Raw genomic sequence first — 10,403 nt, forward strand, 5'->3', positions numbered from 1 at the left:
GCTGCGCGAGTCGAACCTGCTGCTGATCACCGAGGAGATCTTCTCCGCGGCCGAGCCGCTCTCCCGCGCCGATCTGAGCACGCGCACCGGGATGACGCGCTCGACCGTCTCCCGGCTGGTCGACGACCTGCTCGCCGCCGGCATCGTGCGCGAGGGCTCCCCCATCGTCGGCGGTTCCCGCGGGCGTCCCGCGGTGCCGCTGCATCCGGCGCGCAGCACGCTGGCCGGGCTCGGCGTCGAGGTCAATGTGGACTTCATGGCCGCCCGGGTTCTCGACCTGACCGGGGCGATCCTGGTCGAGGAGGTCGTCGAGGGCGACTTCCGCGACTCCGAGCCGGCCTCGGTGCTGCCGCAGCTCGGCGCACTGGCCTCGCGGGTGGCCCGCCGCGCCGGCGACCGCGGGGCGCGGGTGGTCGGCACGGTGCTGGCCATGCCCGGCCTGGTTTCGGCCGGCGAGGATCATCTGCTGCTGGCCCCGAACCTCGGCTGGCGGGACATCGACGTCCCCGAGGCGCTCGGCGAGGTGCTGCCGCGCCCGGTCGACGACGCCGGGCTCCCGCCGGTGCTGGACCGTGAGGAGCCGGCCTACGGCGAGTTCGGCGACTTCGTGGTCACCGCCAACGAGGCCAAGCTCGCCGCGCTGGCGGTCGCCCAGGACCTGACCCGGCAGGATGAGATCGAGCAGTCCTTCCTCTATGTCTCGGCCCAGATGGGCATCGGCGCGGCGGTGGTCATCGACGGCGTCGTCGACGCCGGTCCCCGCGGCTGGGCCGGGGAAGTCGGCCACATCGCCGTGCAGCCCGGCGGCCCGCTCTGCGGCTGCGGGGCCACCGGCTGTCTGGAGGCCTTCGCGGGCAAGCGCGCCCTGCTGAAGGAGGCGGGCCTGGACCTGCGCTCCACCGCCGAGGAGCTGGTGGCGGTCACCGAGTGGGACGACGAGTCCGGTGCTCGGGCGCGGGCGGCCATCGACCGGGCCGGCTGGGCGCTCGGCGTCGCGCTGGCCGGAGCGGTCAACATGCTCGACGTCGACGACATCGTCCTCGGCGGCGAGTTCGGTCCGCTGGCCGACCTGCTGCGCCCGCGGATCGAGGAGGAGCTGCGGCAGCGCGTGCTGGCCGCCCCCTGGTCCACCTTCCGGGTGCGCGAGACCGGCACCGGTCTCGCGCCGGCGACCACCGGCGGGGCGCTGCGTGCGCTGAGGGCGGTGGTGGACGCTCCGATGCAATGGGTGCCGGTGGAGCAGAATCCCGCCTGAGTCCCACGGAGGCGCCTCTCGAGGCGCCTCGGCGGGTCAGTCGGCCCGCAGCGCCTCGATGCTGTATCCGACGCGGAACCACTCGCCCGGAGTCAGCCGCGCCAGATCCTCGTCGGAGTTGAAGGCGTCCGGCGGGCAGGTCATCGGCTCGACAGCGACGCCGGCCCGGTCGATGCTGTCGCCGGTGAAGACCTGCGCCCAGGGGGTGTCGGCGATGAGCCGCACGACCAGCCCGGAGGGGCCGTGGGTCAGCTCGGCGATCCAGGCCTCGGTCGGCAGGTCGGTGTAGGCGTGGTCGATCGTGCGGCCGGTCAGCAGCGGCCCGGACGTCAGGTCCAGGTCGCCGGAGACCGGCTCGCGGCCGGTGACCGCGCCGTCGGGCTCGGTGCGCAGCACCGTCGACGCCGGCAGGTTCAGCCGGCACTCGTCCAACGGCGCCGCGCCCGCGCGCAGGTACGGGTGGAACCCGGCGCCGAAGGGTGCTCCGGCAGGCGCGTCGGCGGTCTCCGCGGCGACCTCTTCGCCGGAGGCGTCGGCGTCCGCGGCCTCGCCGGCGCTCTCGGCACCCTCGGCGGATTCGACGTCGTCCGAGACCACCTCCGCCGTCTCGTCCGCGGCGACCGGCTGGCGCGCCATCAGCGTGATCGACAGGCCGGCCTCGCGGAGCACATGGGCGCGCAGCACCAGGTCCAGCGTCCAGGGGTAGCCGGCGGAGGCCTCCAGCCGGGCGGACAGCTCGACGGCGTCGTCGCCCTGGTGGGCCACGGTGAAGTCCAGCTCGGTGATCAGTCCGTGCAGGGCCGCGCCGGTGGACTCCTCGGTGACCGCCAGCTCGTAGGCCGTGTCGTCGACGGCGTAGGCGGCCCCGGCGATGCGGTTGGGCCACGGGGCGAGCACGCAGCCCGGGTAGCCGTCCTCGCCCTGGTCGGCCGGCACCACCAGGTCCTCGCCGCGGTGCGTGAGGGTCAGCAGGCGGGCGCCGCGCGGAGAGATCTCCGCGGCATACTCGCCGGCGGTGAGGGTGACGCTGTCCTGTGCCTGGTGCATGCTTCCTCCAGTGCTCCATGGCGCCGTCGGTCGGCGCCGGGTCCCGGCCGGTGCCGCCGGGGCTTCGACGGTGGACCCGCCGCCGTCGTCGCCGGTCGGTCCACTGCTGTTCACCGGACATTCTGCCCGGACTGGCACGATCCGGCATAATGGGCTGATCCCCTTCGCGGGTCGGCCGCCCCGACCCGGCGAGGAACAGGACACGACCAGTGCAGGCGACACTCATGAACACATCCTCGGACACCCACACCTCGGACTTCGCGGTCCCCGCCGCCGGACTCGGCGGCGCCTTCATCCATCAGCAGGGCAAGCTGATGGTCTGCCTCGACGTGGACGGCACTCTCGTCGACCATGACGGACACATGTCCGAGGCCGTGAAGCAGTCCGCCCGCGCCGTCGTCGGGGACGGTCACACGGTGGTGGTCTCCACCGGACGCTCGCTGCCGGCCACGCTGCCGATCATCGAGGCGCTCGGCGTCACCCACGGCTACGCGGTATGCAGCAACGGAGGGGTGACGGTGCGGATCGACGTCGACCTGCCCGACGGTCACGAGGTCCTCGACCGGCGCGTCTTCGACCCCGCCCCCGCCCTGGACGCGCTGGCCGAGCAGCTGCCCTATGCGAAGTACGCGATCGAGACCGACGACGGCGGCTTCCTCTCCACCCAGCGCTTCCAGGACATGTCCTTCGGCCTGCAGGCGCGCGGGACCAGCTTCCGCGAGATGCGCGCCGCCCGCGCCGTCCGTCTGGTGGTCAACTCCGACGACGCCACCTCCGAGGAGTTCGCCGCGGCCGTGGAGGGCATCGGACTGCACGGGGTGACCTACTCGGTGGGCTGGTCGGCCTGGCTGGACATCGCCGCCGCCGGCGTCACCAAGGCCTCCTCCCTGGAGGCGCTGCGCGACCAGCTGGCGGTGCCCGAGCGCATGACGCTGGCCTGCGGCGACGGTCGCAACGACCTGGAGATGCTGCGCTGGGCCGCCCGCGGCGTGGCCATGGGGCAGGCTCCCGAGGAGGTCAAGGAGGCCTCCGACGAAGTCACCGGCACGGTGTGGGAGGACGGGCTGGTCGAGGTGCTGACCAGCGTGCTCACCGTGGAGTGAGCGAGGCCGCCCGGCTCAGGGCGTCTCGGCGGGATCCATCGCCGCGCCCAGAGCATCCAGGGCGGCGACGCCGACCAGCTCGCCGGCCAGCAGCGGCAGCGTCTCGACGGCGGCGCCGTCGGCCCGGCGTCTCAGCTCGGCCAGCTGCGTCTGCTCCTGGGCGCGGCGTCCGGCCAGGAACTCGCCGGCGTCGCTCGGCGAGAGCCGGTTGACCACGAAGCCGCCGACGGCGACGCCGGCCTCGGCCAGCTGGTCGCGCAGCGCGGCCGACTCCAGCACCGGCAGCCGCTCGGCGGTCAGCACGATCACGAAGCTGCACCGTCCTGCGTCGGTGATCATCGCGCGCATCGTCGCGAAGCGGTCCCGACGGCGGGTGATCGCCCGGCGGATCCGTCGGTCGCGGCCCTCGGAGGACGTGCTCTCCGGGTCGTCGTCGCCGTCCAGGGCGCGCACCGCCGCGCCGAAACGCTCGGCGCGGGTGCGCCGGTCCAGCAGCCCCTCGGTCCAGGCGGTCATGATCTCCGGCAGCGCCATCAGCCGCACCGTGTGGCCCGAGGGAGCGGTATCGACGATGATCAGGTCGTGACCGGCCGGCCCCTCGTCCAGCAGCACGGCCAGCCGCTCGAGCATCGCCGACTCGTGGGTGCCCGGCGAGCGGGCGGCCAGGTCCAGGTGCTTGTCCACCTCGGAGTGCAGATGCTCGGGCATCATGCTCCGCAGCGTGGAGCCCACCTCGTCCAGGTGCGCCGAGGCGGTCGCGTCCGGATCGATCTCCACGGCGTCGAGACGGCCGGCGCCCGCGGCTCCGGGCGCGGCGTCGTCGGCGGACTGCTCGGCGGACTCTTCGTCGGCCCAGACCGTCGTCGCGGAGTCGCCGAGTCGCCGCTCCCAGAGGTGGCCCAGGTTGTGCGCCGGGTCGGTGGAGATCAGCAGCACCCGGGCGCCCTCGCGGGCGCGGCGCAGCGCGAGGGCCGAGGCCACCGAGGTCTTGCCGACGCCGCCCTTGCCCCCGATGAACAGCACGCGGCGCGAGCGGGCGAGGTCGAGCAGCATCGACGGTCCTTCCGGCGGTGAGATGGTCAGGGGGTCAGCGGGCCGACGGCGTGCGGCCGGCTCCGGTCGGGCCCTCAGCAGCAGCGCAGGTTCTCCTCGAACGGCGAGCGGTCCATGCCCATCCGCAGGTGCCAGTCGTGGAAGCGCTCCAGCATCTCGGGCAGCAGCTCCAGCGTGGTGCCGGCGGCCGGATTCGGCACCCCGAGCGCCTCGGAGACCACCAGCATCATGAACAGGTCCTCCTCGTCGCGCTGCGCGCGGGCGAAGGTCCGGCGGTACGGGGCCACGTAGAACTCGTGGAGCCCCTCGGAGACGGCGGCGGCACGACGGCGCAGCCCGGCCAGGCCGCGCCGCGCCCTCGCCCGCGCCCTCGCCCGCGCCCTCGCCCGCGCCGTCGCACCGGCTCCGCTCGAGGATCTCGAGTCCACCGCCGCTCAGCGCTCCAGCGGCAGCTTCTCGTCGTCGGTCAGCGCGACCTCGTCCTCGGGCTCCTTCTCCGCCCGGCGTGCCGCGCCCATGGCGATCAGCGACTCCACCAGCACCCAGAGGGCGGCGATGATGATCACCACGTCGAGCACCAGCAGCAGCCACTCGCCGGCGGCGTAGAAGTCGACCAGCTGCACGAAGGCCGCGGCGATGCTCACCGCCAGCACGAAGAGCATCGGGATCAGCACCGGCAGGAACGGGCGCCCCTTGCGGATGAGCATCACCACGATGATGCCCATCGTCAGCGCGGCCAGCAGCTGGTTGGTGGTGCCGAAGAGCGGCCAGATCAGCAGTCCGCCGGAGCCGTCGGCGCCCTGCGAGAAGGTCAGGGCCAGGCCGACGACCAGCACGATCGCCGTCGCCGCGCCCAGTCCCAGCTTCACGCCGGCCAGCTGGCCGATCTCCTGGACCACGAAGCGCATGAGCCGCACGCCGGTGTCCATCGTCGTCGCGGCGAAGAGCACCGCCATGGTCGCCAGGATCGTCGCGGCCAGCCCCTCGGGCAGTCCGAGGCCGGCGTTGACGATGCTGGCCCCGCCCTCGACGAAGACCGGCACGCCGCCGGAGCTGAAGGAGTCGTAGACCTCCTCCCACTGAGTCAGCGTCTGGTAGCCGGCCGTGGTGGCCACGATGGCACCCAGCGCCAGCAGGCCTTCGCCGACGGCGCCGAAGTAGCCGACGAAGCGCGAGTCGGTCTCCCGGTCGAGCTGCTTGGAGGTGGTGCCGGTGGCCACGGTGCCGTGGAAGCCGGAGATGGCCCCGCAGGCGATGGTCACGAACAGCAGCGGCACCAGCGACGGCGCGTCCTCGGGGACGTTCTGGTTGTAGGCCGGGGCGACGACGGTTGGGGTGGCGACGAGAACCGCCCCGTAGATGATCGCCAGTCCGATGAACAGCTGGATGCCGTTGATGAAGTCGCGCGGCTGCAGCAGCACCCACACCGGCAGCAGCGAGGCGACGCCGGCGTAGACGAACAGCAGGATGATCCAGACGCCCTCCGGGGCGAGGCCGAACGTCGACTCCGGCAGCGAGACCGGGAACCGGTCGCCCAGCAGGATCAGCCCGTAGAGGGCGGCGACGCCGACGGCGGTGACCGCCAGCAGGTTCCAGCGCAGCCGATAGATCGCCTGGCCGACCAGCAGTGCGACGACCAGCGCGCCCCAGGTGGGGATGACGGCCCCCGGCTGGGCGACGAGCAGTCCGGAGATCACCACGGCGAAGGCGGCGACGACCATGAGCAGCAGCAGGAAGACCACGACCAGGAAGAGGTTGCGCCCGCGGCCGCCGATGTAGCGCCCGGAGAGCGTGCCGATCGACTGGCCGCGGTTGCGCACCGAGGCCCAGAGCGCGCCGAAGTCGTGCATGCCGGCGATGAAGACCGTGCCGATGGTGACCCAGAGGAAGGCCGGCAGCCAGCCCCAGATCACCGCCACCGCCGGGCCGACGATCGGCGCCGCGCCGGCCACCGAGGTGAAGTGGTGGCCCCAGAGCACATAGCGGTTGGTGGGCACATGGTCCACGCCGTCGCGCAGCGCGTGCGCCGGCGTCTTGAACTCGGCGTTGACCCGGTAGATCCTCTGCGCGAGGAACTTCGAGTAGAGCAGGTAGCCGGCGAGCATCATGGCGATGCCGATGACTGCCAGCACCAGGGCGTTCGGGCCGTCCATGGGTCTGCCTCCTGAGATGCTCAGGCTCGCGCGGGCCGCAGGACGGCGGCTCCTCGCTGAGCCGGTGGTGCATGAGTGCGTGGGGCGCTGCGGACATGCCGGCGCACCTCTCGCGGACGCCGACGACGCCCGCCCGTGATCGCTGTCATACTATCGCCGATGAGGGGCGACGACATCGAGGTCGTCCTCCGGCGCGCGGCGGGGCCGGCCACGGCGTGCGCCGACCGTCCCGACCGTGCTCCCGCCCCTCGTCGTCGCCCGCCCGCCGGACGTGCCTGAGGAGGTCCCCATGCTCGACGTCGCCGTCACGCTGCTGGTCGCCACGGCGGCCGGCGTGCTCGCCCGCTGGTGCCGGGTGCCCCCGCTGGTCGGATTCCTCGGTGCCGGGTTCCTGCTGGGCGGCGCGGGCATGGAACCCTTCGACGGCCTGGCGGAGCTCGCCGACGTCGGCGTCACGCTGCTGCTGTTCACCATCGGGCTGAAGTTCGACGTCCGGGCGCTGATGCGCCGCGAGGCCTGGGGCTCGGCAGTCACCCACATGGTGCTCTTCACCCTGGTGACCGCCGGTCTGCTGGGGCTGCTGGCCGGCATCGGGATGACGCTGCTCGACGGCGGCTGGGCGACGCTGGCGCTGCTGGGCTTCGCGCTGTCCTTCTCCTCCACGGTGCTCTGCGTGAAGGTGCTCGAGGAGCGTTCCGACGACGGCGCCTACTACGGCCAGGCGGCCATCGCGATCCTGGTCCTCCAGGACCTCGCGGCCGTCGGCTTCATCACCGCCACCGCCGAGGAGCCGCCGAGCCTCTGGGCGATCGCGCTGATCCTGCTGCTGCCCGGCGCCTGGCTGCTGGGCCGCATCCTCGAGAAGGTCGGCCACGGCGAGCTGCTGGTGCTCTTCGGCGCCGCCATGGCGCTGGGTCCCGGCTACTGGCTCTTCGACAGCCTCGGCATCAAGGGAGACCTCGGCGCGCTGGTGATCGGCCTGCTGCTCGCCCGGCATCCTCGGGCCGAGGAGCTGTCGAAGGCCCTGTTCAGCGTCAAGGAGCTCTTCCTCATCGGCTTCTTCCTGACCATCGGCATGCAGGCGGTCCCCACGCTGGCCGATCTCGCCCTGGCGGTGCTGCTCTGCGTGGTGCTGCTGCCGGTCAAGACGGCCGGCTTCGTCCTGCTGGCCCGGCAGCTCGGGCTGCGCAACCGCACCGCGGCGCTCTCCGGGCTGGTGCTGGGCAACTTCTCCGAGTTCGCCCTCATCGTCGGGGCGGTCGGGGTCTCGGGAGGACTGATCGACGAGGACCAGCTGACCGTGGTCGCGGTGGCAGTGGCACTGTCGATGGTGCTCTCCTCGCTGGTCAACGGACGTCGGCATCAGATCGTCCGGGCGATCGCCCGTCGGCTGCCAGCCCAGGATCCGGCGCGCATCAACGCCGCGGACCGCCCGCTGGACATCGGCGACGCCGAGGTCGTGGTGCTGGGCATGGGCCGCATCGGCCGCGGCGCCTACGACGAGGTCCGTGAGGAGCGGGAGCTGGGCGTCGTCGGCGTGGAGAACGACCACGCGGCCCTGGCGCGTCTGATCGAGCAGGGCTACCGGGTGGTCGAGGGCGACGCCACCGACTACGAGTTCTGGGACCGGCTGAGGCATTCCTCCCAGGTGCGTCTGGTGATCCTGGCGATGCCGCACCACGACTCCAACACCTTCGCCCTGGACCAGCTGCGCGGCACCGGGTATCCCGGGGAGGTCGCCGCTGTGGTGCGGCACCCCGATCAGGACGCCGAGCTGCGGGCGCGCGGCGTGGATGCGGTCTTCAACCTCTACGAGGGCGCCGGCATCGCGCTGGCCGAGACGGCCTGCCGCGGGCTGGATCCGGAGTCGTCGGACGGGCGGCCCGGTGATGCGCCCGAGGATCCGCGCGACGGCCCGGGCGCGGGCCGGTGACGAGGAGTCCCGGCGGCGGTGCGGCAGGATAGGTCCATGGACCGCTTCACCATCCGTCCCGAGGACCCCGACCAGCCGCTCGAGGAGATCTGGCCGCCCTTCGGGCTGCGCCTGGAGACGCCGCGGCTGGCGCTGCGCGTGGTCCGCGAGACCGACTTCCCCGCCTGGGTGGCCGCGGCGACGTCGGGAGTGACCCGCACGGAGAGGAATCCCTTCGCCCACGCGTGGAACGAGAACTCCCCGGAGGAGCTGGTGCGCGGCTCGCTGCCGTGGCTGTGGTCGACCCGCTCGTCCTTCGGCCCGGACTCGTGGACGCTGCTGCTGGCTGTCTTCCTCAAACCGCTCGAGCGGCACGGGGTGATCGAGACGGCCGGCGACGACGAGACCGCGCCGGTGGTGCGCGACGGCGAGCGGCTCATCGGGATGCAGGACTGTGCCGCGGCCGAGTGGCCGGTGCTGGCCACCGTCAGCTCCGGCAGCTGGCTGGCCGCCGATCACCAGGGCGTCGGCTATGGCCGGGAGATGCGCTCCGGGATGCTGCAGTGGGCCTTCGACCACTTCGGCGCCGCCTTCGCCGAATCGGGAGCCTACACCTGGAACGAGCCCTCGCGCCGCGTCTCGCTGGGGCTCGGATACCAGGTCGTCGGCAGGCGACGGGTCTCCGACGCCCAGGGGCGGGCTGCGGAGTGGGAGGACCAGTTCCGGCTCGCCGCCGAGGACTTCCGTCGGCCCGACTGGACCGTCGGAGTGCAGGGTGCGGAGCGGCTGCGGGCGTTCTTCGCCGCCGACGGCGCCGGTGCGGACGGCCGGTCGGGTGCCGACGGCGCCTGAGCGCGTCGGCGCCGCGTGGCAGGATCGGAGCATGGAGACTCTCGTCGAACCGGAGGACCGCCCCCGCTCCGACGCGTCGTCCGCAGCCCGGGCCGCTGAACCGGTGCGCGTCGGCCCCGCCGCCGTGCGCCGCGCCGTCGTCGCCGCCCAGCGGATCCCCGCGTCGCGACGATCCAGGCCCGAATCCAGCGTCGACTCCAGCGCCGACTCCGGTCCCGCCGGGGAGACCGCGGACGACGCGGCCGCGGTGCTGCGCGCCGTCGGACTGTTGCAGCTGGACCCGCTGATGCGGGTGAGCACCGCCCAGCGGCTGACCTCGCTGACCCGGCTGCCCTGCACCCACCGCGTCGGCGCCGTCGACGCCGAGCTCTGGCCCGCCGCCGCGCCGACCTCCTTCGAGACCTTCACCAAGGTCGCCTGCCTCTTCCCGCTCGAGGACTGGCCGCTGCTGCGCCGGCATCGCGAGCGGCACCTGCGGAGACGTCGCGAGCAGGTCGAGCAGCCGCTGGCCGAGAGGATCCGCCGCGTGGTCGAGACCGCCGGGGCCGGTGTGCCCATCGGGACGATCGAGACCGAGGCCGGGGCGGGGGAGCGGACCACCGGGTGGAACTGGACCCGGGTGAAGGTCGCCGCCGAGCAGATGGTGCGCAGCGGCGAGCTGGTGATCACCGCCCGCGACGGCACCACTCGGCTCTTCGACCTGCCCGAGCGCGGTCTGCCCGAGCACGTCCGTGCGGCGGCGGATCTCGACGACGACGCGCTGCTGGCCGGTCTCGCCCGGCGCGCCGCGGCGAGCCTGGCGGTGATGACGCGGTCGGACTTCGCCCATCACCACCACCTGCGTCCGCAGGAGGCCGCCGACGGGATCGCCGCCGCAGGGCTGGCGCCGGTGGAGGTCGACGGCTGGCGCGAGCTCGGCTGGTGCGCCCCGGAGCTGCTGGCCGAGGGCGGGCCGCTGGCCCCGGCGGCGTCGGCGGCCGGCGGCGGCGCGGCCGGTGACGACGACGGCGACGTCGGCGCGCGTCGGC

Annotated in this window: 9 protein-coding genes; 5 read left to right on the plus strand and 4 right to left on the minus strand. The window is 73.3% G+C overall.

Going from position 1 to position 10,403, the window contains the following annotated elements:
- Nucleotides 1-1,255, plus strand: a 1,255-nt coding sequence (locus GU5_RS13735) for an ROK family transcriptional regulator (protein WP_033227789.1), incomplete at its 5' end; no start/stop codon positions are given.
- Between the two features lie 36 nt (nucleotides 1,256-1,291).
- Here GU5_RS13735 and GU5_RS13740 read toward each other — a convergent pair.
- Entirely contained in the window at nucleotides 1,292-2,302 is a 1,011-nt protein-coding gene (locus GU5_RS13740) for a putative aldose-1-epimerase (RefSeq protein ID WP_010524097.1), read from the minus strand.
- A gap of 224 nt (nucleotides 2,303-2,526) precedes the next feature.
- Between GU5_RS13740 and GU5_RS0102990 the strand changes: the two genes are divergently transcribed.
- Nucleotides 2,527-3,405, plus strand: coding sequence for an HAD family hydrolase (locus GU5_RS0102990; protein WP_083830285.1), 879 nt, complete (start codon nucleotides 2,527-2,529; stop codon nucleotides 3,403-3,405).
- Between the two features lie 15 nt (nucleotides 3,406-3,420).
- Here GU5_RS0102990 and GU5_RS0102995 read toward each other — a convergent pair whose 3' ends face one another.
- From GU5_RS0102995 to GU5_RS0103005, 3 genes are all read right to left on the minus strand, one after another.
- Entirely contained in the window at nucleotides 3,421-4,458 is a 1,038-nt protein-coding gene (locus tag GU5_RS0102995) for an ArsA family ATPase (RefSeq protein ID WP_010524099.1), read from the minus strand.
- A 74-nt stretch (nucleotides 4,459-4,532) separates the two neighbouring features.
- Complete coding sequence (locus GU5_RS0103000; protein ID WP_369750450.1) at nucleotides 4,533-4,886, minus strand: cory-CC-star protein; 354 nt, start codon at nucleotides 4,884-4,886, stop codon at nucleotides 4,533-4,535.
- Between the two features lie 6 nt (nucleotides 4,887-4,892).
- Nucleotides 4,893-6,611, minus strand: a complete 1,719-nt coding sequence (locus GU5_RS0103005; RefSeq protein WP_010524101.1) for a carbon starvation protein A — start codon at nucleotides 6,609-6,611, stop codon at nucleotides 4,893-4,895.
- Between the two features lie 289 nt (nucleotides 6,612-6,900).
- Here GU5_RS0103005 and GU5_RS0103010 point away from each other — a divergent pair, with 289 nt between their 5' ends.
- From GU5_RS0103010 to GU5_RS13750, 3 genes are all read left to right on the plus strand, one after another.
- Entirely contained in the window at nucleotides 6,901-8,544 is a 1,644-nt protein-coding gene (locus tag GU5_RS0103010; RefSeq protein ID WP_010524102.1) for a cation:proton antiporter family protein, read from the plus strand.
- A 36-nt stretch (nucleotides 8,545-8,580) separates the two neighbouring features.
- Nucleotides 8,581-9,375, plus strand: coding sequence for a GNAT family N-acetyltransferase (locus GU5_RS13745; protein ID WP_010524103.1), 795 nt, complete (start codon nucleotides 8,581-8,583; stop codon nucleotides 9,373-9,375).
- Nucleotides 9,376-9,406: 31 nt separating this feature from the next.
- Nucleotides 9,407-10,403: DNA glycosylase AlkZ-like family protein (locus GU5_RS13750; protein ID WP_192807246.1), on the plus strand; the 997-nt coding region annotated here is incomplete at its 3' end.

The sequence above is a fragment of the Nesterenkonia sp. F genome, from assembly GCF_000220985.1.
Lineage (GTDB): Bacteria > Actinomycetota > Actinomycetes > Actinomycetales > Micrococcaceae > Nesterenkonia.

Excerpts from the sequence above, each read along its gene's own strand:
- GU5_RS0103010 (WP_010524102.1), top strand. The coding sequence starts at position 6,901 with ATGCTCGACGTCGCCGTCACGCTGCTGGTCGCCACGGCGGCCGGCGTG.
- GU5_RS0102995 (WP_010524099.1), bottom strand. The coding sequence starts at position 4,458 with ATGCTGCTCGACCTCGCCCGCTCGCGCCGCGTGCTGTTCATCGGGGGC.
- GU5_RS13745 (WP_010524103.1), top strand. The coding sequence starts at position 8,581 with ATGGACCGCTTCACCATCCGTCCCGAGGACCCCGACCAGCCGCTCGAG.
- GU5_RS13740 (WP_010524097.1), bottom strand. The coding sequence starts at position 2,302 with ATGCACCAGGCACAGGACAGCGTCACCCTCACCGCCGGCGAGTATGCC.
- GU5_RS0103005 (WP_010524101.1), bottom strand. The coding sequence starts at position 6,611 with ATGGACGGCCCGAACGCCCTGGTGCTGGCAGTCATCGGCATCGCCATG.
- GU5_RS0102990 (WP_083830285.1), top strand. The coding sequence starts at position 2,527 with ATGAACACATCCTCGGACACCCACACCTCGGACTTCGCGGTCCCCGCC.